Origin of the sequence: Pseudomonas putida W15Oct28 (assembly GCF_000708715.2) — a bacterium.
GTDB classification, from domain to species: domain Bacteria; phylum Pseudomonadota; class Gammaproteobacteria; order Pseudomonadales; family Pseudomonadaceae; genus Aquipseudomonas; species Aquipseudomonas putida_R.
Genome location: NZ_JENB01000010.1, coordinates 23,307 through 47,456, shown reverse-complemented (window position 1 = coordinate 47,456; position 24,150 = coordinate 23,307). Strand labels below are relative to the sequence as shown.

At 62.6% G+C, this 24,150-nt stretch carries 22 protein-coding genes; 8 read left to right on the top strand and 14 right to left on the bottom strand.

Going from position 1 to position 24,150, the window contains the following annotated elements; all coding sequences use genetic code 11:
- Positions 1-9: 9 nt before the first annotated feature.
- Together AK81_RS08930 and AK81_RS08925 are read right to left on the bottom strand one after the other, a co-directional pair.
- On the bottom strand, positions 10-534 hold the full coding sequence (locus AK81_RS08930; RefSeq protein WP_043198385.1) for a L,D-transpeptidase: 525 nt from the start codon (positions 532-534) through the stop codon (positions 10-12).
- 40 nt (positions 535-574) lie between these two features.
- Positions 575-1,282: a TetR/AcrR family transcriptional regulator gene (locus AK81_RS08925; RefSeq protein WP_043198384.1), complete on the bottom strand. Its 708-nt coding sequence runs from the start codon at positions 1,280-1,282 to the stop codon at positions 575-577.
- Between the two features lie 215 nt (positions 1,283-1,497).
- Between AK81_RS08925 and lexA the strand changes: the two genes are divergently transcribed.
- Positions 1,498-2,106 carry a transcriptional repressor LexA gene (gene lexA, locus AK81_RS08920; protein ID WP_016500740.1) on the top strand — a complete coding sequence of 203 codons (609 nt, stop codon included), beginning with the start codon at positions 1,498-1,500 and terminating at the stop codon, positions 2,104-2,106.
- 13 nt (positions 2,107-2,119) lie between these two features.
- Positions 2,120-2,596 carry an SOS-induced cell division inhibitor SulA gene (gene sulA, locus AK81_RS08915; protein ID WP_043198382.1) on the top strand — a complete coding sequence of 159 codons (477 nt, stop codon included), beginning with the start codon at positions 2,120-2,122 and terminating at the stop codon, positions 2,594-2,596.
- Positions 2,597-2,646: 50 nt separating this feature from the next.
- Here the strand turns inward: sulA and AK81_RS08910 are convergent, their stop codons facing one another.
- The 7 genes from AK81_RS08910 to AK81_RS08880 form a co-directional block, all read right to left on the bottom strand.
- Positions 2,647-2,880, bottom strand: a complete 234-nt coding sequence (locus AK81_RS08910; RefSeq protein ID WP_004376430.1) for a hypothetical protein — start codon at positions 2,878-2,880, stop codon at positions 2,647-2,649.
- A 50-nt stretch (positions 2,881-2,930) separates the two neighbouring features.
- Positions 2,931-3,446, bottom strand: coding sequence for a DUF6586 family protein (locus AK81_RS08905; protein ID WP_043198379.1), 516 nt, complete (start codon positions 3,444-3,446; stop codon positions 2,931-2,933).
- A gap of 188 nt (positions 3,447-3,634) precedes the next feature.
- Positions 3,635-6,244: a type I DNA topoisomerase gene (topA, locus tag AK81_RS08900; RefSeq protein WP_043198376.1), complete on the bottom strand. Its 2,610-nt coding sequence runs from the start codon at positions 6,242-6,244 to the stop codon at positions 3,635-3,637.
- A gap of 100 nt (positions 6,245-6,344) precedes the next feature.
- On the bottom strand, positions 6,345-6,596 hold the full coding sequence (locus AK81_RS08895; protein WP_043198375.1) for a DUF1653 domain-containing protein: 252 nt from the start codon (positions 6,594-6,596) through the stop codon (positions 6,345-6,347).
- Between the two features lie 76 nt (positions 6,597-6,672).
- A complete protein-coding gene (fadA, locus tag AK81_RS08890) occupies positions 6,673-7,848 on the bottom strand; it encodes an acetyl-CoA C-acyltransferase FadA (RefSeq protein ID WP_016500745.1) in 1,176 nt (391 codons plus the stop codon).
- A gap of 31 nt (positions 7,849-7,879) precedes the next feature.
- Positions 7,880-10,027 (bottom strand): fatty acid oxidation complex subunit alpha FadB, encoded by a 2,148-nt coding sequence (fadB, locus tag AK81_RS08885; protein ID WP_043198373.1) that lies wholly within the window; start codon positions 10,025-10,027, stop codon positions 7,880-7,882.
- A gap of 623 nt (positions 10,028-10,650) precedes the next feature.
- Positions 10,651-11,088 carry a hypothetical protein gene (locus AK81_RS08880; protein ID WP_043198371.1) on the bottom strand — a complete coding sequence of 146 codons (438 nt, stop codon included), beginning with the start codon at positions 11,086-11,088 and terminating at the stop codon, positions 10,651-10,653.
- 110 nt (positions 11,089-11,198) lie between these two features.
- Between AK81_RS08880 and AK81_RS08875 the strand changes: the two genes are divergently transcribed.
- A complete protein-coding gene (locus AK81_RS08875; protein WP_043198370.1) occupies positions 11,199-11,639 on the top strand; it encodes a universal stress protein in 441 nt (146 codons plus the stop codon).
- Positions 11,640-11,764: 125 nt separating this feature from the next.
- Here the strand turns inward: AK81_RS08875 and AK81_RS08870 are convergent, their stop codons facing one another.
- The gene (locus AK81_RS08870; protein WP_043198368.1) at positions 11,765-13,693 is read right to left on the bottom strand and encodes an ATP-binding cassette domain-containing protein; all 1,929 of its coding nucleotides are present in this window, start codon (positions 13,691-13,693) and stop codon (positions 11,765-11,767) included.
- Positions 13,694-13,914: 221 nt separating this feature from the next.
- Between AK81_RS08870 and AK81_RS08865 the strand changes: the two genes are divergently transcribed.
- Positions 13,915-15,840 (top strand): transglycosylase SLT domain-containing protein, encoded by a 1,926-nt coding sequence (locus AK81_RS08865; RefSeq protein ID WP_043198367.1) that lies wholly within the window; start codon positions 13,915-13,917, stop codon positions 15,838-15,840.
- Between the two features lie 129 nt (positions 15,841-15,969).
- Here the strand turns inward: AK81_RS08865 and AK81_RS08860 are convergent, their stop codons facing one another.
- Both AK81_RS08860 and AK81_RS08855 read right to left on the bottom strand, forming a co-directional pair.
- Complete coding sequence (locus tag AK81_RS08860; protein ID WP_043198366.1) at positions 15,970-16,773, bottom strand: MOSC domain-containing protein; 804 nt, start codon at positions 16,771-16,773, stop codon at positions 15,970-15,972.
- 55 nt (positions 16,774-16,828) lie between these two features.
- Complete coding sequence (locus AK81_RS08855; RefSeq protein WP_043198364.1) at positions 16,829-17,764, bottom strand: chemotaxis protein CheV; 936 nt, start codon at positions 17,762-17,764, stop codon at positions 16,829-16,831.
- 351 nt (positions 17,765-18,115) lie between these two features.
- Here AK81_RS08855 and AK81_RS08850 point away from each other — a divergent pair, with 351 nt between their 5' ends.
- The 3 genes from AK81_RS08850 to AK81_RS08840 all read left to right on the top strand — a co-directional run bounded on the left by AK81_RS08850 (position 18,116) and on the right by AK81_RS08840 (position 20,537).
- Complete coding sequence (locus tag AK81_RS08850) at positions 18,116-18,625, top strand: hypothetical protein (protein WP_043198363.1); 510 nt, start codon at positions 18,116-18,118, stop codon at positions 18,623-18,625.
- Positions 18,626-18,991: 366 nt separating this feature from the next.
- A complete protein-coding gene (locus AK81_RS08845; RefSeq protein ID WP_043198362.1) occupies positions 18,992-19,888 on the top strand; it encodes a sensor histidine kinase in 897 nt (298 codons plus the stop codon).
- Positions 19,878-20,537 carry a response regulator gene (locus AK81_RS08840; protein ID WP_043198361.1) on the top strand — a complete coding sequence of 220 codons (660 nt, stop codon included), beginning with the start codon at positions 19,878-19,880 and terminating at the stop codon, positions 20,535-20,537. Before AK81_RS08845 ends, AK81_RS08840 begins: the two co-directional genes overlap by 11 nt.
- On the opposite strand, the gene yegS is transcribed toward AK81_RS08840, so the two are convergent.
- A complete protein-coding gene (yegS, locus tag AK81_RS08835) occupies positions 20,521-21,408 on the bottom strand; it encodes a lipid kinase YegS (RefSeq protein WP_043198359.1) in 888 nt (295 codons plus the stop codon). The genes AK81_RS08840 and yegS overlap by 17 nt on opposite strands.
- A 309-nt stretch (positions 21,409-21,717) precedes the next feature.
- On the opposite strand from yegS, the gene AK81_RS08830 reads away from it, so the two are divergent.
- Entirely contained in the window at positions 21,718-22,965 is a 1,248-nt protein-coding gene (locus tag AK81_RS08830; RefSeq protein ID WP_043198358.1) for a glycosyltransferase family 4 protein, read from the top strand.
- Here the strand turns inward: AK81_RS08830 and AK81_RS08825 are convergent.
- Positions 22,954-24,141, bottom strand: a complete 1,188-nt coding sequence (locus AK81_RS08825) for a molybdopterin molybdotransferase MoeA (protein WP_050491857.1) — start codon at positions 24,139-24,141, stop codon at positions 22,954-22,956. The genes AK81_RS08830 and AK81_RS08825 overlap by 12 nt on opposite strands.
- Between the last annotated feature and the right edge of the window lie 9 nt (positions 24,142-24,150).

Genomic DNA, 24,150 nt, shown 5'->3' with positions numbered 1-24,150 from the left:
GGTAATCCTTCATTGCAGAACGAGAGAAGCCCAATCAGGGCATGCGGCCTCTGCGACCTGCACCGGGCAATGCACCCCGATACGGTCGAACAGGCCAAGCAAGTCAGTGTTGCGCAGGCGTATGCAGCCATGGGACAGCGCTATGCCCATGGGTTCCGTATCGGGGGTGCCGTGCAGGTAGATGTAGCGGCGGAACGTGTCGACCGCGCCCAGGCGATTGACGCCAGGCTGGCAGCCACTGAGCCAGAGGATGCGAGTCAGTATCCAGTCGCGGCCGGGGTATTGCGCATGCAACGCCGGCGACCACACCTCACCCGTCCAGCGCCGCCCGGCCAGTACCGCATTAAGCGGCAGGCCCGCGCCGATCTTCGCCCGCACCTGGTGCAGGCCGCGCGGCGTGCAGCCCGAGCCATTGCGCTCGCCGGCACCGTTGCGCGCCGTGGAAACCGGCAGGCGTACGCGCAGCTGGCCACGGGCAAAGCCATATAGGCATTGGTCGGCGAGGGAAATGTGCAGCAGGTCGAGATCGGGCATGGGCGCTAGCTTAGCCGAAGCGCCCTGCCCCGCCCAGCCTTCAGGCCTTGGCGGTGATAGCGGTAGTCTTGCTGCGTGGACGCAGCTGCGCCGTCGCCATGGCCTCGTCGGTGACGCCGCTGTCGGCACGCATGCCTGCGGCCAGGAACGGTACCATCAGGCGCATCACCTGCTCGATCGAGGTGTTGATGCCGAAGTCAGTCTCGGCAATTGCCCGCAGGGCCTTGATACCCGACATGCTGAAGGCGGCGGCACCCAGCATGAAGTGCACGCGCCAGAACAGCTCCAGTGGAGGAATACGAGGCGCGGCCTCGTTGACCAGCAGCATGTAGCGGCGGAACACTTTGCCGTACATGTCTTCCAGGTAACGCCGCAGGTGGCCTTGGCTCTGGCTGAAGGCAAGGCCCAGCAGGCGCATGAAGATCGACAGGTCGTTGTTGCTGCGAGGTTGCACGGCCAACGCCTGTTCAACCAGCATTTCCAGCAGTTCTTCGAGGCTGGGCTTGTGCTCCGGCTTGGCCTGGCGCCGCTCCAGCTCCCGCTCGAGGCTGGTGCAGAATGGCCCGAGGAAGCGCGAGAACACGGCCTGGATAAGCGCCTTCTTGGAGCCGAAATGATAGTTGACGGCTGCGAGGTTGACCCCGGCCTTGCTGGTAATCAGCCGCAACGAGGTCTCGGCGAACCCCCTTTCCGCGAACAGCTGCTCGGCAGCATCGAGAATGCGTTCAACGGTTTCCGATTGGGCCATGACTACTCCGCGTGCTCCGCCAGACAAACAGGTGTTTGAAACATACGTTTCAGCCCTGCTTCTGTCAAGGCTCGGTGACCGGGCGGTCGCCATTTAAAAGCGCCAGAGAGCCGGCTGCAAGCGCCACCGCTCAGGTTTATTGCGCCATTTGGCTTGCAGCGCATCCAGTACTGTATATAATCCCAGTCACTGTACAAAAAGACAGAGCGCTCACCATGTTGAAACTGACGCCACGCCAAGCCGAAATTCTCGCGTTCATCAAGCGCTGCCTGGAAGACAACGGCTTCCCGCCGACACGCGCCGAGATCGCTCAGGAGCTGGGCTTCAAGTCGCCCAACGCCGCCGAGGAGCACCTCAAGGCCCTCGCCCGCAAGGGCGCGATCGAGATGACCCCGGGCGCCTCTCGCGGCATCCGCATCCCCGGCCTGGATACCAAGGCAGAAGAAAGCGGCTTGCCGATCATCGGCCGGGTGGCTGCCGGCGCGCCAATTCTTGCCGAACAGCACATTGAGCAATCCTGCAATATCAACCCTGCCTTCTTCCACCCCCAGGCCGACTATTTGCTGCGCGTCCACGGCATGAGCATGAAGGACGTCGGCATCTTCGACGGCGACCTGCTGGCAGTACACACCTGCCGCGAAGCCCGCAACGGTCAGATTGTGGTGGCCCGCATCGGTGACGAAGTGACCGTCAAGCGCTTCAAGCGTGAAGGCAGCAAGGTCTGGCTGCTTGCCGAAAACCCCGAATTCGCCCCCATCGAAGTCGACCTGAAAGATCAGGAACTGGTGATTGAGGGCTTGAGCGTCGGCGTCATTCGCCGCTGATCCAGGAGGCGTCATGCAGCAGTTCATTCACGCACCCGAGCAAGCACAGTTGCCCCTGTTCGAAGCATTTCTCGCCCAGCCCGTACTACCGGGCCTGAAAGCCAGTGAGCTGGCACGCAAGAGCACCCAGCCCGAACTGTTCAGCGAATTGTCGCTGCGCGGCGCCCCTGGGCACTGCCAAAGCCTGCTGGCACCGGTACTGCGCGAGCTGAGCGAAGAGGACGAGGCCCGCTGGCTGACCCTGATCGCCCCGCCGTCGAGCCTGACCCAGGCCTGGCTGCGCGATGCCGGCCTCAACCGTGAACGCATCCTGCTGCTGCAACCTCGCGGCAACCAAACCCCGCTGCAACTGGCCTGCGAAGCCTTGCGCCTGGGCCTCAGCCACACCGTGGTCAGTTGGCTGGGCAACGTCAACGCCACTGCACGCCAGCAACTGCTGCGCGCCGCCAGTGTCGGAAACGCACAAAGCCTGAACATCCGCCTCGGCTGATGTTCAGGCTTTGCCTGTCATTTGAAAAAACCTGATGCCCCGCTGCACCTTCAGTGCAGCACGCGCGGCCCTTCATCCCGCTCAAGCTCGCCATCCATCAGGCGACCTGCCATCTGCACACCCACGCTGAGCATGGCCTTGGCCACTTCTACATGCTGGCCCTGCAGGAACGCCTTGGCGTCTTCCGAGAAATCCAAGGTTACCAGGGAGCCCTCATCCTCGGCGCGACGCAGTTCGATGCGGCCATCAGGCAACTCGACAATTTCCAGAAAAGACGTAGACATATATGGCAGTTCTCCGCGAAAGGCCAACATTGTACCAGCCGTAACGGCTATCAGCACTCACTCAACGCGTCGCGGAAACGTCTCACCAAGCCCTTGAGGTTGTTGCGCCAGCTTTCGAGCTCGGCACGTGACAGCGCAGGATGCTCAGGCTCATCGAGATTGACGGCCTGGATCAGCGGCTGGGTAACATCGGTTTTCGGCGCTTTTCTGGCGACCGGTGGTCGGAACAAATCGGCATAAGTACTGAGCATCTGCGCCAGCCAGGTTTCGCGCTGGCGGGCCAATTCCAGCAACTCGGCCACCTCCGGTATGGCGATGCCATTGAGCGCATCTTCGGCCAGCGCCTGCTCGACCGTTGCTACAACCGGCAAGCGGTAGAAGCCACCGATTTCATGACACAAGCCCAGCAGCGCGCCATACAGGTGGAACAGCGCCGACTCGCGCTCGGCCTGAACAAGGCCCTGGGCGTTCATGGCCTGGCTTTGCTCAGCCTTGGCCATGGACTCCAGGGCGAGGCCGGCGAAGAACAATTTCTGGTTGGTGCGAGTATAGAGTTCCTGGGCCATCTCAGTGCCCTCCCATGAGGCTGCAAGGCTGATAGCTGCATCATAAATGATTAGGGCCGCTTTGCGCCCCTTCGCGGGCTTGCCCGCTCCCACAGATATCGCGCCGCCTTTGAATGCAACGCAGAACCTGTGGGAGCGGGCAAGCCCGCGAAGGGGCGCAAAGCGGCCCCAATTACAGCGCTAAATGATCAGCGCTTGTCTTCAACCTTCCATGCATTGCCGTCGTAGAACGCCTTCCAGCCGGTCGGCTTGCCATCGACTTCGGACTGCACGTACTGCTCCTTGGTCTTGCGGCTGTAGCGGATTACCGTCGGGCGGCCTTCCGGGTCTTTCTGCGGCGCATCACACAGGAAGTGATACTTCGGATCGATTTCATGCTTGTGCGGCACGATTTCCAGCACCAGCGGTGCACGGGTTTCACGGTTTTTCGGGAACTGGCTGGCAGCCAGGAACAACCCCGAAGCACCGTCACGCAGTACGTAAGTGTCGTCGACCTTCTCGCACTTGAGCTCCGGCATGTCCACCTTGTCCATCTTCGGTGGCGCCGCCTCGCCGCTTTTGAGCAGCTTGCGGGTGTTCTTGCACGTCGCGTTGGTGCAGCCGAAGAACTTGCCAAAACGGCCGGTCTTCAACTGCATCTCGCTGCCACACTTGTCGCACTCCAGGCTCGGCCCTTCGTAACCCTTGATGCGGTAGCTGCCCTCTTCGATCTCGTAGCCAACGCAATCGGGGTTGTTACCGCAAATGTGCAGCTTGTGCTTCTCATCCAGCAGGTAGGCGTCCATCGCCGTGGCGCAGATCGGGCAGCGGTGCTTGCCCAGCAGCACGCGGGATTCCGACTCACCCTCGTCGTCAGCGGCAATCTCGTCACCCGGCACCAGGTTGACGGTGGCCTTGCAGCGCTCTTTTGGCGGCAAGGTGTAACCCGAGCAACCCAGGAACACACCGGTGGAAGCGGTGCGGATCATCATCGGCCGGCCACATTCCTTGCACGGAATGTTGGTCATGGTCGGCTGGTTGGCGCGCATGCCGCCTTCGCTGGACTCGGCAGTCTGCAGCTTCTTGCTGAAATCGCCGTAGAACTCGTCGAGCACGTTCTTCCAGTCACGCTCGCCCTGGGCCACGTCGTCGAGGTTCTCCTCCATGCCGGCGGTAAAGCCGTAGTCCATCAGGTTGGAGAAGCTTTCCGAAAGGCGCTCGGTAACGATGTCGCCCATCTTTTCGGAATAGAAGCGGCGGTTGTGCAAGGTCACATAGCCACGGTCCTGGATGGTCGAGATGATCGCCGCATAGGTCGACGGGCGACCAATACCGCGCTTTTCCATTTCCTTGACCAGGCTGGCTTCGGTGAAGCGCGCCGGTGGCTTGGTGAAGTGCTGGCTCGGGTCGATCTGAATCAGCTTCAGCGCTTCGCCCTGGACCATCTCTGGCAGCACGTCATCTTCGCCCGGCTTGCTCTGTTGTGGCAGCACGCGGGTATAACCGTCGAACTTGAGGATACGGCCCTTGGCACGCAGCTCGAAGTCGCCTGCAGCCACGGTGACGCTGGTAGACAGGTACTGCGCCGGCGGCATCTGGCAGGCCAGGAACTGGCGCCAGATCAGCTCGTACAGCCGCTCGGCGTCGCGCTCCATGCCAGTGAGCTTGGTCGGGTGGGTATTCACATCGGAAGGACGAATTGCTTCGTGCGCCTCCTGGGCCCCTTCCTTGCTGCCGTATACCAGCGGCGCCTCCGGCAGGTACTGCTTGCCGAATTCGCGCTCGATGTAGCTGCGCGCCATGTCCAGAGCGTCGACCGACAGGTTGGTCGAGTCGGTTCGCATGTAAGTGATGTAGCCAGCTTCGTACAAGCGCTGGGCCATCATCATGGTCTTCTTCACCCCGAAGCCCAGGCGGTTACTGGCTGCCTGCTGCAGGGTGGAGGTAATGAACGGCGCCGACGGTTTGCTGCTGGTCGGGCGGTCTTCACGCTTGACCACGCTGTAGCTGGAAGCCTTTAGCTTCTCCAGCGCAGCCATGGCCTGGGCTTCGTTCAGTGGCTTGAAGGCCTCGCCCTTCTCGCGCGACACCTCGAAACGCACCTTGGCGTTCTTGGCGGTACCGAGGTCGGCGTGGATCTCCCAGTACTCTTCCGGGATGAATGCGCGGATTTCGCGCTCGCGCTCCACCACCAGCTTTACCGCGACCGACTGCACACGGCCAGCGGACAGGCCACGGGCGATCTTGGCCCACAGCAGCGGCGAAACCATGTAACCGACCACGCGGTCGAGGAAGCGACGCGCCTGCTGGGCATTGACCCGATCGATGTCCAGCTCACCCGGCTGCGAGAAAGCCTCCTGGATGGCCTTCTTGGTAATTTCGTTGAACACCACACGCTTGTAGCGGGTGTCGTCACCACCGATGGCTTCGCGCAGGTGCCAGGCAATGGCTTCCCCCTCGCGGTCCAAGTCGGTTGCGAGATAGATGGTGTCGGCATCCTTGGCCAGGCGACGCAGCTCTTCGATCACCTTTTCCTTGCCAGGCAGGATCTCGTACTTGGCCTTCCAGCCGTGATCCGGGTCGACGCCCATGCGTGCCACCAGCTGGCGGCGGGCCTTTTCTTTCGGCGACAGCGCCGGAGCCTCACCCGCGGCCTTGCCACGCTTGGCGGCTGGCTCTTTGCTTGCGCTGGCCGAACCGCTGGTGGGGAGGTCTCGGATATGGCCGATACTCGACTTCACCACGTACTGGTTGCCCAGGTACTTGTTGATGGTCTTGGCCTTGGCCGGGGATTCCACAATGACCAGCGATTTGCCCATGGATCGGAGTATTCCTGAATCTGAAAATGAAAAACGCGTCAGGTGCCAGACGCGGCACCGCTATATATAGTGGCAAAAGTGTGAGGTCAAGCTCGGACGATCACTCGTGCGACTTGGCAAGCAACCCAGGCAGCCCCTCTTCGGCCTTGACCAAAGCAAAGCGTGGCACCTGCTCGCCGTCAACCTCGACAGACTCCTGGAACATCAAAAGGGGGCGCACCCAGAAGCTGTAATCACCATACAGGCATTGGTAGAACACCATCCACTCTTCGTTCTCGGAATGCCGCGCAACGCTGAAGACACGGTACTCAGGCCCTTTGTAATGCCGGTATACGCCTGGTTGTATCTGCATGTTGCCCACCCTCTTGAATAAATCCTGTAAAAACAAAACCGGGGCACAAGGCCCCGGTTGCTGTCCCGCAACGCGATCAGACGCGTTCGAAGACAGTGGTGATACCTTGGCCGAGGCCGACGCACATGGTCGCCACCCCCAGGGTACCGCCATTCTGCTTCATGACGTTGAGCAGGGTGCCCGAAATGCGTGCCCCGGAGCAACCGAACGGGTGGCCCAAAGCAATGGCGCCGCCGTGCAGGTTAACCTTCTCATCCATCTTGTCGAGCACTTTCAAGTCTTTCAGCACTGGCAAGGCCTGTGCAGCAAAGGCTTCGTTGAGCTCGATGAAGTCGATGTCGGCCATGGTCAGCCCGGCACGCTTGAGCGCTTTTTGGGTCGACGGCACCGGGCCATAACCCATGATAGCCGGATCGACACCCGCCACCGCCATCGAACGGATCACCGCCAATGGCTGGATACCCAGGTCCATTGCACGCTGGCCGGACATGACGATCATGCACGAAGCGCCGTCGGTGATCTGCGACGAGGTACCGGCAGTGACGGTACCGCCTTTCGGGTTGAACGCCGGCTTGAGCGACGCCAGGCCTTCGAGGGTGGTTTCCGGGCGAATGGTTTCGTCGAAATCGAACACCTTCAGGAAGCCGTTCTCGTCATAGCCCTGCATCGGGATGATCTCGTCCTTGAACTTGCCTTCGACCGTGGCCTTGTGGGCCAACTGGTGCGAACGCACGCCGAACAGGTCCTGCTGCTCACGGGTGATGCCGTGCATCTTGCCGAGCATTTCTGCAGTCAGGCCCATCATCCCGGAAGCCTTGGCAGCATGCAAGGACAGGTGCGGGTTGGGGTCGACGCCGTGCATCATGCTGACGTGGCCCATGTGCTCCACGCCGCCGATGACGAATACATCGCCGTTACCGGTCATGATCGCCTGGGCAGCGGTGTGCAGTGCGCTCATCGACGAGCCACACAGGCGGCTGACGGTCTGCGCCGCAGAAGTGTGCGGGATCGGGGTCATCAGCGACGCCATGCGGGCGATGTTCCAGCCCTGCTCCAGGGTCTGGTTGACGCAGCCCCAGATCACGTCCTCGACTTCCTTCGGGTCGACCTTGTCGTTACGCTCCAGCAGCTTGCTGATCAGGTGCGCCGACATGTCTTCGGCGCGGGTGTTGCGGTGCATGCCACCCTTGGAGCGGCCCATTGGCGTGCGACCGAAGTCGACAATCACCACGTCTCTTGGATTCAGGCTCATATCAAATCTCTCGCTCTAGCTCGTTGACCGCTCAGTTGAAGAAGCGCTGGCCGTTCTTGGCCATTTCACGCAGCTTCGCAGTCGGGTGGTACAGCGGCCCCAGATCGGCGTACTGATCGGCCAGGGCGACGAATTCGGCCACACCGATCGAGTCGATGTAACGCAGCGCACCACCGCGGAAGGGAGGGAAACCAATGCCATAGACCAGGCCCATATCGGCTTCGGCGGCGGTTTCGACAATGCCGTCTTCCAGGCAGCGCACGGTCTCCAGGCACAGCGGGACCATCATCCAGTTGATGATGTCTTCGTCGGTGACTTCGCGCTGTTCGAACACGATTGGCTTGAGCACGTCCAGTACGGCAGCGTCGAAGACTTTCTTCGGCTTGCCGCGCTTGTCGGTTTCGTAGGCGTAGAAGCCTTTGCCGTTCTTCTGGCCCAGGCGCTTGGCCTCGTACAGCGCGTCGACGGCCGAGCGGCGCTCGTCCTTCATGCGGTCCGGGAAGCCTTCGGCCATCACGTCACGCCCGTGGTGGCCGGTGTCGATGCCGACCACGTCCATCAGGTAGGCCGGGCCCATCGGCCAGCCGAACTTTTCCATGACCTTGTCGATGCGCACAAAGTCGACACCGGCGCTGACCAGCTTGGCAAAGCCGCCGAAATACGGGAACAGCACGCGGTTGACCAGGAAGCCCGGGCAATCGTTGACCACGATCGGGTTCTTGCCCATTTTCTTGGCGTAGGCCACGGTGGTGGCGACCGCCACTTCACTGGACTTCTCGCCACGGATCACTTCCACCAGCGGCATCATGTGCACCGGGTTGAAGAAGTGCATGCCGACGAAGTTTTCCGGGCGCTTGAGCGCTTTTGCCAGCAGGTTGATGGAGATGGTCGAGGTGTTGGACGCAAGGATCGCATCCTCTTTCACCTGGCCTTCCACCTCAGCCAGCACGGCCTGCTTCACTTTCGGGTTCTCGACCACAGCTTCGACGACGATGTCGACATTGGCGAAATCGCCATAGGACAGGGTCGGGCGAATGGCGTTGAGTGCCTCGGCCATCTTGGCCGGGGTCAGGCGGCCCTTGTCGACGCGGTTGCCGAGCAGCTTGGAGGCCTCGTTAAGGCCCAGCTGAATGGCTTCCTCGCGGATATCCTTCATCAGGATCGGGGTGCCCTTGACCGCCGACTGGTAAGCGATGCCGCCACCCATGATGCCGGCGCCGAGCACGGCGGCCTGCTTCACGTCGTGAGCGATCTCATCATGCGCCTTGGCCTTGCGCTTGAGCTCCTGGTCGTTCAGGAACAGGCCGATCAGGCTTTCGGCAACCGAAGTCTTGGCCAGCTTGGCAAAGCCTGCTGCTTCGACTTCCAAAGCCTTGTCGCGACCGAAGTTGGCCGCTTTCTGGATGGTCTTGATGGCTTCGACAGGGGCCGGGTAGTTCGGGCCGGCCTGGCCGGCAACAAAGCCCTTGGCGGTCTCGAAGGCCATCATCTGCTCGATGGCATTGAGCTTGAGCTTTTCCAGCTTGGGCTGACGCTTGGCCTTGTAGTCCAGCTCGCCACTGATGGCGCGCTTGATCAGGTCCAGGGCACCGGCCTGCAGCAACTCAGGGGCGACCACGGCGTCGACGGCACCCACTTTCAGGGCGTCTTCGGCACGGTTTTCCTTGCCGGAGGCGATCCACTCGACAGCGTTGTCCGAACCGATCAGGCGCGGCAGGCGCACGGTGCCGCCAAAGCCGGGGTAGATACCCAGCTTGACTTCTGGCAGGCCGATCTTGGCGCTGGTGGACATGACCCGGTAGTCCGCGGCCAGGCACATTTCCAGGCCGCCGCCCAGGGCGATGCCGTTGATGGCAGCAACGGTCGGCACTTCGAGGTCTTCGAAGGCGCTGAAGATGCGGTTGGCTTCCAGGTTGCCGGCGACCAGTTCGGCCTCGGGCAGCTTGAAGTTGTCGACGAACTCGGTGATGTCGGCGCCGACGATGAACACGTCCTTGCCACTGCTGACGATCACGCCCTTGACCGAGGCGTCGGCCTTGATGGCATCGACGGCCTGGCGAAGCTCGTTCAGGGTCAGGCGGTTGAACTTGTTGACGGACTCACCCTTGAGGTCGAACTTGAGCTCGACGATGCCACTTTCAAGAGCCTTAACCGTGATGGCTTTACCTTCGTAAATCATCAACTGATCTCCACGATATGGAAGCTGAACTGTACACGCCGATCGCTGCAGCAGAAGCAGGCCTAGCTGCCCTGCCCCAGGCACACCCGTCAGCGCGCTAGTCGGAAGTATGGCTTGGCGTCATGACATACAAACGCTCAATTCATACGCCCGTTTGATTTGGGTGTGCACACATTCTCCGAAAAGATCGGCGTTGTCAAATGCTCACGCGCACGGCGAAAACGCGACTTTCCAGTCACTTTGTATCGTCCGGGTACAAAACATGATGACAGTGATCGCCGACCATTCATGTCAGCGATTGACCACGCGCAATTGAACAGCGCTGCATTTTTGGCTTGCGAGGCAACCAAGGGCGACTACACTGCCACCTGCTTGAGTAAATACCCGGCCTGCCTGGCCATTTCTGCGCAGCAGAACGCAAAGCGGCGACTTGGCACCCCACCCCTTCAGGGTTCTGCCAAGCCGCCGCTTTGTCGTTTAAAGCTATTGAAACCGCCGCATTCCCTGTGGGAGCGGGCGTGCCCGCGAAGAATTCAACGCGGTGACTGGCACCGGCTGCGCCGGTGTTCGCGGGCATGCCCGCTCCCACAGGCGTCGGTGACAGCCATGATTAGTGGTGACTGTCAGGCCAGGGTTTCGAGGACGTAAGCAACATCCTGCAACACAGCCGTATCGCCCCGCTCAGTCCAGTAGAGGGCGATCATCCGCGCGTCGGCTTCGACCTTGTAGACGCTCGCCGGCAAGCGCGCCAAGGCCTCCATGAAGCGCGGATCTTCGCAGGGCTCGCGCCACTGGTTGCACCACACCCCCGGGCTGATCTGCCAGAAGCTGAAGCTGTCCTCATGCCCGCGACGCCGTGCCCGGTGGTATTGCGGGCAAGGGCTTGGTGGCTCCTTTTCGAGCCAGTGCGGCCACTGCTGCGGCGCCAGCTGCATGGCCAACCCCATGCGCCGCGCTTCCAGGCGCAAACTCATCTGCTCGCTCTGCTTGCGCGAGCTGCGCAGCCAGGAAAGCGGGCTGAGAATCAGCGCAAGGATTGACACCACCAGCAATACCGTCATATCAGTAGTTCCCATAAAGCGTTGCAAATGAGCTGGTTAGCCATTTTTCACGGAAGACCCGCCCGAAAGCGACCATACTTCTTCTATCGCGATTGCCAGGAGTACCGCTCATGCAATACGAACATTTGTTGGTCGCCGTCGACCTGACCGAAGAATGCGACCCGGTGATCAAACGTGCCATGAAGCTCGCCGAGCCCTCAGGCGCCAAGGTGTCCCTGGTACACATCGTCGAGCCGATGGCCATGGCCTTTGGCGGTGACGTGCCGATGGACCTGTCGCAACTGCAGCAGCAACAGTTCGACCAGGCCAAGGAGCGCATGGAGCGTCTGTTCAACAAATACCCCGGCATCCAGCGCGGTGATTCGCACCTGACCTACGGCCAACCGCGCCAGGAAATCCACCAGCTGGCCAAGGACCAGAAGTGCGACCTGATCGTGGTCGGCAGCCATGGCCGCCATGGCCTGGCGTTGCTGCTGGGCTCCACGGCCAATGACGTGCTGCATGGTGCGCCGTGCGATGTTCTGGCGGTGCGGTTGCAGAAGAAAGAATGATTTAACCTGTACGGGCCTCTTCGCGGGCTTGCCCGCTCCCACAGGATTTACACAGGCCTTTTAGCTGTGGTGATCCTGTGGGAGCGGGCAAGCCCGCGAAGAGGTCGGTACAGGTTAAAAGCTGATCAGCCTTCCAGCTCTGCCCAGCGCTCTACCAGCACATCCAGCTCACCTTGCAGCTTTTCGATCTTCGCGAGCACTGCGGAAGTTTCAGCAATCGACCGCTGGTAGAAGCCCGCCGCATTCACTTCTTCCTGAGCCTCAGCCATACGCTGCTCAATCTGGTCGATCTGCCCTGGCAGCATCTCCAGCTCACGCTGCAGCTTGTAGCTGAGCTTCTTCTTCGAAGCCTCTTCCGCCACCGGCGCAGCCACTGGCGCGGGCTTGTCCTCGACTTTCTCCACCACTGCGCTGTTGAGCGCGGACTTGCCGCCCTTGCTCTCGGTCACGCCCAGCAGCTTCGGCGAGCCACCCTGGCGAATCCAGTCCTCGTAGCCGCCGACGTACTCACGCACCTTGCCCTCGCCTTCGAACACCAGGGTGCTGGTGACGACGTTGTCGAGGAAGGCCCGGTCGTGGCTGACCATCAGCACGGTGCCCTTGTAGTTGGACAGCACTTCTTCGAGCAGTTCGAGGGTTTCAACGTCCAGGTCGTTGGTCGGTTCGTCGAGCACCAGCAGGTTGGCCGGCTTGCTGAACAGCTTGGCCAGCAACAGGCGCGCACGCTCGCCACCCGACAGCGCCTTGACCGGCGTGCGGGCACGCTGAGGGCTGAACAGGAAGTCGCCCAGGTAGCTCAGCACGTGGCGGTTCTGGCCGTCGATCTCGATGAAGTCACGGCCTTCTGCCAGGTTGTCGATCACGGTCTTTTCCAGCTCGAGCTGGTGGCGCATCTGGTCGAAGTAGGCCACTTCCAGCTTGGTGCCGCTCTCGACCTTGCCCGAAGTGGGCTCCAGGCCGCCGAGCATCAGCTTGAGCAAGGTGGTCTTGCCGGTGCCGTTGGCGCCCAGCAGGCCGATACGGTCCTGGCGCTGCAGGACCATGGAAAAGTCCTTGACCAGCATCGGCCCTTCGGGGTGATGGAAGCTGACGTTTTCCAGCACCATCACCTGCTTGCCGGATTTTTCTGCCGACTCGATCTGGATGTTGGCCTTGCCCTGGCGTTCGCGGCGCTCGCCACGCTCCACGCGCAAGGCTTTCAGCGCACGCACGCGGCCTTCGTTACGGGTGCGGCGGGCCTTGATGCCTTGGCGAATCCACACTTCTTCCTGGGCCAGGCGCTTGTCGAACAGCGCGTTGGCGGTTTCTTCGGCGGCCAGGGCGGCCTCCTTGTGCACCAGGAAGCTGGCGTAGTCACCGTTCCAGTCGATCAGGCCGCCACGGTCCAGTTCAAGGATGCGGGTGGCCAGGTTCTGCAGGAAGGACCGGTCGTGGGTGATGAACAGCACAGCACCGTTGAAGCTGCGCAGGGCCTCTTCGAGCCAGGCAATGGCACCGATGTCCAGGTGGTTGGTCGGCTCGTCGAGCAGCAGCAGGTCGGGCTCGGACACCAGCGCCTGGGCCAGCAGCACACGGCGGCGCCAGCCACCGGACAGCTCGGCCAGGGTCTTGTCGGCCGGCAACTGCAGGCGGCTCAGGGTGCTCTCCACCACTTGCTGCAGGCGCCAGCCATCACGGGCTTCCAGCTCGTGCTGGACGTGCATGAGTTTTTCCAGGTCTTCGTCGTTCTGGATATTCATGCTCAGGTGATGGAACTGTGCCAGCAACTCGCCGACGCCATCCAGGCCTGCGGCCACGACATCGAACACCGTGCGATCGTCGGCCACCGGCAGTTCCTGCGGCAGCTCGCCGATCTTCAGGCCCGGGGCACGCCAGACTTCACCGTCGTCACCCTTCTGCTCGCCCTTGACCAGGCGCAGCATGCTGGATTTGCCAGTACCGTTGCGGCCGATGATGCACACCCGCTCACCACGAGCGATCTGCCAGGACACTTTGTCCAGCAGCGGCATGGCGCCGAATGCGAGGGACACATCGCTGAATTTGAGCAGGGTCATGTTGGTCTCCATAAATCGGGCGCGCATTCTACCTGACTTGGCCCTCGACGGCATCCGCTTGGCCACCCGACCAGCGCTTTGCGACATCTGGTCGAAGTTAATATCCCGATACAAGCACAGTGCTTTCACCCGCCGCCGGCAAACGGCTAAGCTAAGGCAATTGCTTCCAAGTGTGCTGGCTCCGCCGTCACTTCCCCATGGTTCAACTGCCCGGACGTATCATGCGCAGCCGCCTGTTACATATTGCATCCTGCCTGCTGCTTACCGCTGCCACCTGCGCGGCGCAGGCCACAGACCTCACCCAGCAGCGCCAGTACTATGACGAGGCCAAGCGCGCGCTGGCCAAGGGCGACAAAGGCCCATACCTGCGCTATGCCCAAGCCCTGAGCGACTACCCGCTCACACCCTACCTCGCCTACGACGAGCTTACCGCCCGCCTCAAAAGTGCCAGCAACCAGGAGATCGAAGGCTTTCTCGCCAAGCATGGCGACCTGCCCCAGGCCAACTGGATGAAACTGCGCTGGCTACGCTGGCTGGCCGAACGCGGCGAATGGGACACCTTCGTCAAGTACTACGACCCCAAGCTCAACTTCACCGAACTGGACTGCCTCAACGGCCAGTATCAGCTCAGCCATGGCCTGCGCGCCGAGGGCTATGCCACCGCCGACAAACTGTGGAATGTCGGCAAGTCGCAACCTGCCGCCTGCGACACGCTGTTCGGCATGTGGGCGGCCGAAGGCCAGCTGACCGAGGCCAAGCGCTGGGAACGTACCAAGCTGGCGGCCCAGACGCGCAATTACGCCTTGGCCAACAACCTGGTCAAGACCCTGACCACCCTCGGCCCGCAGGGGCGCCTGCTGGTCGACGTGGCGCAGAAGCCTGAGCTGCTCAACCAGCCGTCGCGCTTCACCCCGGTCAACGAGGCCATGTCCGATGTCGTCAGCCTCGGCCTGCGCCGCCTGGCCCGGCAGGACCCGGAGCGGGCCATGGCACTGCTCGACGATTACGCCCAGCGCATGCACTTCTCCCGCGACGAAAAGGTGGCCATCGCCCGCGAAATCGGCCTGACCCTGGCACGCCGCTACGACCCGCGCGCGCTCGACCTGATGACCCGCTACGACCCCGAACTGCGCGACAACACCGTCAGCGAATGGCGCCTGCGCCTGCTGCTGCGCCTTGGCCGCTGGGAAGACGCCTACGAGCTGACCAAGCGCCTGCCTCAGGACCTGGCCAGCAGCAGCCGCTGGAAATACTGGCAGGCACGCAGCCTGGAGCTGGCCCAGCCGAACAACCCGCAGATCCCGCTGCTGTACAAGACCGTGGCACGTGAGCGCGACTTCTATGGTTTCCTCGCCGCCGACCGGGCACAGACGCCCTACCAGTTGAACAACAAACCGCTGCTGCTGAGCCCGCAACTGGTCAAGAAAGTGCGCAACACACCCGGCATCCAGCGTGCACTGGAATTCCACGCCCGTGGCCAGATCGTCGAGGGCCGCCGCGAGTGGTACCACGTCAGCCGCCACTTCACCCGCGACGAAATGGTTGCCCAGGCACGCCTGGGCTACGACCTGCGCTGGTACTTCCCGGCCATCCGTACCATCAGCCAGGCGCAATACTGGGACGATCTGGACATCCGCTTCCCGATGGCCCACCGCGACACCCTGGTGCGTGAAGCCAAGGTCCGCGGCCTGCATTCGAGCTGGGTATTCGCCATCACCCGCCAGGAAAGTGCATTCATGGAGGATGCGCGCTCACCGGTGGGCGCCAGCGGCCTGATGCAGCTGATGCCGGCCACGGCCAAAGAGACCGCACGCAAGTTCAGCATCCCGCTGGCATCACCGGCGCAGGTGCTGAACCCGGACAAGAACATCCAGCTGGGCGCGGCCTACCTGAGCCAGGTGCACAGCCAGTTCAACGGCAACCGGGTGCTGGCCTCCGCGGCCTACAACGCCGGGCCCGGGCGCGTGCGGCAGTGGCTGAAAGGTGCAAAGCACCTGAGTTTCGATGTGTGGGTGGAATCGATCCCCTTCGACGAAACGCGCCAATATGTGCAGAACGTGCTGTCGTATTCGGTGATCTACGGGCAAAAGCTGAATTCGCCGCAGCCGCTGGTGGATTGGCATGAGCGGTATTTCGATGACATGTAAGGTTTGCTGAGCCTGTGCCGGCCCTATCGCCGGCAAGCCAGCTCCCACAGGTAGCGCACAAGTCTTCGAACCTGTGATGAACCTGTGGGAGCTGGCTTGCCGGCGATAGGGCCGGTTCAGGCAACATATTCATTCCAGGACTTCCACCTGCATTCCTACTTCAAGCCACCCACTGCCATCCACCGCCAGGTTCTGCCCGAACAGCACATCCCCCTCCTTCTCGCGAAAGGTCCTGAGCGTGACCATCGGCTCGCGGTCCGCACTGCGCTCCCCGGTTGCCGGGTCAATCGTGGTAAAGATGCACCGCACACTGGGCTTGAGCACGCGAAATTCCAGGCTGCCGATGCGAATCCGCTTCCAGCCATCCTCGGCAAACGGCTCCGCCCCCTGCACCACCAGGTTGGGTCGAAAGCGCAGCATTTCCATGGGCCGGCCGATACGCCGGTTGAGCTCGTCGAGCGAGCCCTGGCCAATCAGCAGCAAGGGAAAACCATCGGGAAACGCCGCCCGATCACTGTTGAAGCCGTAACCATTGGGCAGGTAACGCGCGCGCTGCTCCGGGCAATGCACCAGGCGCACGGCCTTGCCCAGCAACGCACTCAACCAGGCCGCCGCCGCGTCGCCAGCGTCCGGCACGCGCAGGGTGTCGCGCCAGATCGTCACGCCACGCAGGGCGTCATCGCCTGCGGGCACAGGCACCCGCAACGGCGCTATACCGGGCGCTTGCAACAGCAACTGGCCGTTGTCGTCATCGTGCGCCTGAACCTGGCCAAGTTGCGGCCAGGCACGCTGGGTCAGGAAGCGTCCGTTTTCTTCCTCCACGACCATCCAGCGCCGGTCGCCCTGCAACCCCAACAGCCCCACCCGTGATGCCTGCAGGCTTTGCGCCTGGCCCGACTTCACCGGGTATCGATACAACTCACTGAGAAACATCCCTGCCGCCTCGCGTCATGCCAAAAGCCAAGCTTATACCTGGCTGGCCCAGCGATCACGCAGTGGCGACATCCAGCAGCAGGCGTTGCTTGACCACATCGACCAGGCGATCAGGCTGGAACTTGGACAGGAAGTTGTCGCAACCCACCTTCTTCACCATGGATTCATTGAAGCTGCCCGACAGCGAGGTGTGCAGCACGACGTAGAGCTTGCGCAAACGGGCATCGCTGCGAATCTCGGTGGTCAGCCGGTAGCCGTCCATTTCAGGCATTTCGGCGTCGGTGAATACCATCAACAGCTTTTCGCACACGTCCTCACCCGCATCGGCCCAGCCCTTGAGCATGCGCAACGCCTTCAGGCCGTCACTGGCCACGTGCAGCTTCACGCCCAGCTGGGACAGGGTGTCACGCAATTGCGCCAGGGCCACGCTGGAGTCGTCCACCAGCAGTACCTCGCGGCCGCGGGCACGGGCCAGCACCGGGTCGGCGAGCTTCTCGCCGGAAACACGGGCGTTATACGGCACAATCTCGGCCAGCACCTTCTCGACGTCGATCACCTCCACCAGCTTTTCATCGACCTTGGTGATGGCGGTCAGGTAGTGCTGGCGACCGGCGCTGGCAGGCGGCGGCATGATCGACTCCCAGTTCATGTTGACGATACGGTCGACGCCGCCCACCAGGAAGGCCTGCACCGAGCGGTTGTACTCGGTGACGATGATGGTGCTGTCCGGCCCCGGCTGCAGCGGGCGCATGCCGATCGCCTGAGACAGGTCGATCACCGGCAGGGTCTGGCCGCGCAGGTTGACCACCCCGCAGACGAAGGCGTGGCGCTGGGGCATCAGGGTCAGCTTGGGCAGTTGCAGCACTTCCTGCACCTTGAACACGTTGATCGCGAACAACTGGCGGCCGGCCAGGCGAAACATCAGAATTTCCAGGCGGTTCTCACCCACCAGTTGCGTGCGTTGGTCTACTGTGTCGAGAATGCCAGCCATTGGAAAACCCCCAGGCTTGAGTCAAAAAAGTGAAAACATCCACCCTGTATCGGCGGCTTCACGCACACCTTGACCCTTGCGGGAAAATGCCATGAAGCCAATTGATATCACTTTACCATCATGCTTTACTGCGGGGGTTCCACGGTAAATCAGCAGGGGCGACAAAAGTTCCCCACCTTAGCCCGACATCAGGGAAACCCTTAGCGGCAATCGGGTGCAACCTGATGTTCGCGATATCCTTTAGCCATTAATGTGACGCCATTCTCAATGCATGAATGGAGTCAGGCTTTTGCTAGCTATCGTTTCGGCGTGCCCGCCCCCTGCGCCTGCCCCACGCGCGGGGACCTGATCATGGACACTGCCTTATCGTTCGATGACGCCCTGCAGGGTTACCTGCTGGATGCCCAGGTATTGCTGACCCAGGCCCAGGAGTGCCTGCAGCATCTGGAACTGATCGACAATGATCCAGATGCCTGCCGGTGCCTGGACAACACCCTCGACAACCTTGCCCGGCAGGCCACACGCCTGGGCCTGCGTGAAGTCGCCCATTACACCGATGCCCTGCAACAGCTGCTTGCCCCCGCCTGTCATGGCGGCTGCCTGCAACGTGAAGCCCTGCCTGCGCTAGGGGCCTGCCTTACCTTGCTGGCCTGGCAACTGGAACTGGTCGATACCCGTACCGGGCGGCTGAACCTCGACATCGGTGAGCAACTGGTGCTGCTGAGCGACCTGGCCAAGGTCGTGAAGCAACCCTTTGCACCAGCCTGTGCCTCCTGCGACGAGCAAGGCAGCGTGTGCCTCCACCCGCACACGACAGTGGTAGCCAGCACGCGCCCCGGCCGGTGGAATCCACCCTATTAACCTGACACAAAGTGCAACTAAGCACGTTCTTTCAAGCCCCGCAAAGGTCGAACTTGGGAAGTTCTCCAAGTTTTCGGGGGGCGAAGTTGAATCATTAACGCACTAGTTACACGACAAGTGCGTAATGCGCGATCAAAGGGTGGCACTTTGCTACCCGCCAATGCCCGACCAGCAGGCGTTTCAAGGCGTTACCCAGCCGCCACCGATACAGTGCGAAGTGGTAATATGCGCCCCCACAAACGCTTGCAACCTGAAGAAAGGTTGAACGATCACGTGTTCGAAAAAACATCGAAAGTAGTGCGCCAAAGCCTCTGAGCAGCATTGTGCAAGGCCTCCATCAGCAATACTTCAGTGGCTTCCCTACCTATGCTCCCACGCTTGAAGACTTCTTTGCGTTGCTGCACCCGCGTTGCCCTGCTGCGTTGGGCGACGGCCGCGCTATGCGTGGCCTCGCTGGTCGCCAACCTGATGCTGTGCCTGGCCAGCCAGGCGGTCCCGGCCAGCCTGCTGGTGCTGCAACTGGCCGGTACGCTGGGTACCGTCGTCTACCTGGGCCTGGGCGCCAGGTCGATCAGCCTGCGCCCGGCAGAACTGGCCGAGCGTATGCTCAAGGTCCAGGAAGACGAGCGCCAGCACTTGAGCCGGGAACTGCACGACGACATCGGCCAACTGCTCACCGCCGCCAAGCTGCAACTGCAGTGGCTGCAACGGCGCATGCCCGACGACCTGCAGGGCCACTGCAACACCCTGCACAGCACGCTGGATGACACTCTGGGCAACGTGCGCGACGTGTCTGCCCTGCTCAACCCTCGGCAATTGGCCAGCCTTGGCCTGGAAGCCAGCCTGCGCGCGCACCTGGTGCGCACCCTGGCCAGCAGCGGCGTGCACTGGAGCCTGGCGTGCAACCAGCGCCTGGGCGGCATCGACGAGGCCGTGGCCATGGCGGTGTTTCGCATTACCCAGGAGGCCGTGACCAACATGCTGCGCCACGCACAGGCAGGTAACCTGATCATTCAACTGCAGCGCACCCCCGAGGGGCTGGCGTTGTCGATCCACGACGATGGCCGTGGTTTCGTTCCGGCGCGGCACCCGGCCGAGGCTGGCCAGCGCGGCCTGGCCGGCATGCAGGAGCGGGTCACCGCCTTGCAGGGCAGCCTCGACATCACCAGTCAGCTCGGCATGGGCACGCGTATCGAGGCGGTGTTCCCGTGGCCTGCACGTACCCAGCAACGCGCCGGGAGCAAGGCCACCCATGACCTGTAGACTGCTGCTGGTAGACGACCACTCGCTGATCCGCGCCGGCGTGCGCGCACTGGTCTGCGACATCCCCGACTATGCCGTGATCGGGGAAGCCGACGACGGCAGCCAGCTGCTCGAACAGGTACGAGCCCTGGCGCCCGACATCGTCTTGCTGGACATCTCCATGCGTTCGACCAGCGGCCTGGACGCCCTCACCCAACTGCGGGCAAGCGGCAATACCTGCAAGGTGCTGATCCTGTCGATGCACACCGACCCGGACCTGATCATGCGGGCCCTGGAAAGCGGCGCCCATGGCTACCTGCTCAAGGACACCAGCGCCACCGAACTGGAACACGCCCTGGGCGCGGTGCGCAACGGCGAACGCTACCTCAGCCCGGCCATTGCCCACACCGTCATCAACCAGGCACTACGGCACACCAAGCAGGGCAAGCAAGCGGCTGGCGAGCGGCATAACCTCACTGCGCGACAACTGGAAATCCTGCGCCTGATCGTGCGCGGCAAATCCACCCGGGAAATCGCCACTGGCCTGGGCCTGTCGATCAAGACCGTGGAAACCCACCGCTCGCAAATCATGAAGCGCCTGCAGATTCATGACGTGGCCGGCCTCGTGCTGTTCGCTATACGCGAGAAAATCATCAGCCTGGATGACTAAGCAACGGCGACCCGGCCGGCAGGTGCAGGCGTAACGCGCCAGGCCTGGCCTGAAAGCGCAGGTTGCCGGCCTGCAACGGCTCGCCATCGAGGTTGATGTCCAGGCCCTGCGCGCTCTTGATCTCGACCCAGGGCAACCTGGCGCGGACAAAAAGGCCGTCACCGGCCAACAGGTCGCGCACTGCCCCGACCACCTCTTGCGGCGCCGGCAAGATGGCAATGTCGAGCAAACCGTCGTTCACTACCGCCTCGGGGCATAGCACTTGCCCGCCCCCAGCCTGGCGACCATTGCCGATACCCAGTGCCAGCAAGCTCCCCTGCCACTGGAAGTCAGGCCCTTGCAGTTCCACGGAGGCCGCCTGCAGTTCGCTGAAGCGCGACAACCCGGTGAACAGGTAGGCTGCAGCACCCAGCACTTTTTTCAGGTCTTCGGAGGTGTTGGCGGTGACCTGGCTACCAAACCCACCCGTGGCCATGTTGAGGAACAACTGGTCGCCAGCCTGGCCCAGGTCAATGGCCTGCGCCGGCGTGTTCAGCAGCGCCAATGCCTCAGCTGGCTCCAGGGGTATGCCGGCGGCCCTGGCGAAATCGTTGGCCGTGCCCAGCGGCAACAGCGCCAGGCTGGCCTCGGCATCCGCCAGCCCCATGGCCTCGGCCACATCCCGCAACGTGCCGTCCCCACCGCCGGCGACGATATGGCTGTACCCCGCCGTCAGCGCCTCGCCGACCAGACGCTGCGCGTCACCCGCCTCCCAGGTGACACGTACATCCAGCACCCAGCCGGTATCGCGCAGGTCGCACACGGCGCTGCGCAGCGCTTCATTCATCGCCTGCTTGCCGTGCAGGATCAGCATTGCCTTGCGCCCTTGCATCGCGCTTCTCCGTGAAGTTGACCGACCCAGATCTCGACCATGCCCGCTCACCGATCGTTGCATGCCCACAAAAAAATACCGAAGCCAGCCTGGTCTTTTTCCCACACCCGACAATGCGCGCTATGCTCAGAAAATGAACTTTTGACAAGTTTTTGACCTAGGCAAACAAAACTCCCTGGGAAGTCAGCCTTTTGACTTCTGTTTGCCGGGCTCGAAACCCTAGCCATGGACGCGCCCCGGCAGTGGTGTTCAGCACACTGCCGATGGGCGCGTCTTTTCATCCGCGGCCTTTCACGAGGATTCCGGGTCATGCGCATTCTCTGGACACTGCCCTACCTACCCTGGCCGACCACCAGTGGCAGCAAGACCCGGCAATACCACCTGATGCGCGCACTGGCGCAGCAGGGCCACCGCATTACCCTGTTGGCGCAGTCGAAAATCCCCCTCAGCGATACAGCCCGCGAAGCCTTGGAGCCACTGCTCGAACGCCTGATCGTAATGCCCCGTCGGCCGCTGCACAGCCCGCTGAACCTATTGGCTTCGCCGATCATCGACTACCCCATGCGGGCCATCATCAACGGCCTGTCCCCTTGCCTGCGGCACCGTTTCGAGCAATTGCTGGACGAACCCTGGGACGTGATACAGATCGAGCACAGCTACAGTTTTCAACCGTTCGAGAAGGCCCTGCAGGCCCGCGGGCTGCCCTACATGCTCAGCGAACATACACTTGAGTCGGTGATGGGCGGTGCCTGCCACGACCGGCTGCCCCTGTGGCTGCGCCCCCTCAACGCCTTCGACCGCTGGCGCTACCGGCGCTGGGAGCAGCGGGTGCTACGCCAGCCCACGGAACTGGTAGCAGTCAGCGCCCACGATGCCGAGCTGATCGAGCAGATCAGCGGGCGCCCGGTGAACGTGGTGGTCAATGGTGTGGACTGTGATTTCTACCAGCACGTGGACCCCGCGCTGCACAGCCAGCGTCTGCTGTTCGTCGGCAACTTCGAATATGGCGCCAACCTTGAGGCCATCGAGTGGGCGCTGGAAGACATCATGCCGCAGGTGTGGATGAGCAACCCCGCGGTGCGCCTGGCGATAGCCGGGCATGCCCTGCCAGCCAGTTGGAAACTGCACTGGAACGACCCGCGCATCGAATGGTTCGGCTACCGTCCTGACCTGCGTGAATTGCAAAAGCGTTCGGCACTGTTCTTCGCGCCGCTGCGCTATGCCGGCGGCTCCAAGGTAAAAATCCTTGAGGCCATGGCCGCAGGCCTACCGGTGATAACCACCGGCAAAGGCGTATCGGGCCTGACCGCAAACAACGGCGAGCACTACCTGGGCAGTGATGACGGCGACCAGCTGGCCCTGCTGATCACCCAACTGCTCAACCAGCCGTGGCGCATGAGCCAGTTGAGCGCTGCCGGGCGCCAGTTCGCCCGCCAGCGCCACGACTGGAGCGTGGCCGCTCAGCAACTGGAGAACGTGCACATGCGCCTGGCCCAGGCAGCGCCCGCCGAGGCCGCGCCGCTGGGCAGTGCCTGGCTAGGCCGCTCAGCCAAGTAGCTCGCTGAAGGGAATGAACGGCACGCTGTCGCCCTGTTTCGGCGTGTTGCCCTCTCGCACTTCCACCAAACCCTCGGCCCACGCCGCGCTGCGCAGCACGCCGGAGCTCTGGTTCTTGTAGATACGCACCTGGCCCTGTTCGATGCGTGCACGCAGGTACTCGCGCCGCGTGCCGGGCTTGGGCCAGTCAAAGCCTGCCGGCATGTCGAAGCGCAGCGGCGTGACATCTTCCACGCCCTGGCGACGGAGCAGATAGGGCCGGGTCAGCAGGCCAAAGGTGACCAAGGTAGAGGCCGGGTTACCCGGCAGGCCGATCACCGGTACGCCCTGAAAGTGGCCGAAGGTAAGTGGCTTGCCCGGCTTGATCGCCAGCTTCCACAAGGCCAGCTCGCCGGCTTCGCGCAGGGCCGCACCCAGGTAGTCGGCCTCGCCCACCGAGACACCGCCGGTAGACAGGATCAGGTCAACGTCGCCCAGCGAGGCCAGGCAGGCGCGGGTAAGCGCCAAATCATCCGGCAGGATGCCTGCATCGACCACATCGCAGCCCAGACGCTGCAACCAGCTGACCAGCAGCCGGCGGTTGCTGTTGTAGATTTGCCCCGGCCCCAGCGGCAAACCGGGCTCGACCAGTTCATCACCCGTGGACAGCACCGCCACCCGCACCTTGCGCACCACGTCCAGGCGGCCGTGACCCAAGGTCGCCGCCAGGCCCAGTTCGATCGGCCCCAGCCGGGTGCCGGCGCTCATCACCCGCTCGCCCTTGCGGGTTTCCTGGCCTTGGGGGCGGATGTTCTGATCGGTATGCAAGGGTTCGAGAAAGCGCACCCGACCGTCGTCGTTCACGTCGGTATTTTCCTGCATCTCGACGCAGTCGGCACCTTCAGGCACGAGCGCCCCGGTGAAGATGCGCGCACAGGTGCCCGGCTGAAGGGGCTGCGGTGCATGGCCGGCGAAAATCCGCTGGCTGACCGGCAGTGGCTCGCCCTGCCAGTCGGCTTTGCGCAAGGCATAGCCGTCCATGGCACTGTTCGGCCAGGGCGGCAGGTCGAGCGAGGCCACCAGGTCGGTGGCCAGCACGCGGCCATCGGCCTCGGCCAATGGCAGGTTCTCGGTATCACGGATCGGCGCCGCCTCGGCCAGCGCCAGCAGTTGCTCCAGGGCTTGCTCCACCGGCATCAGTGGCCG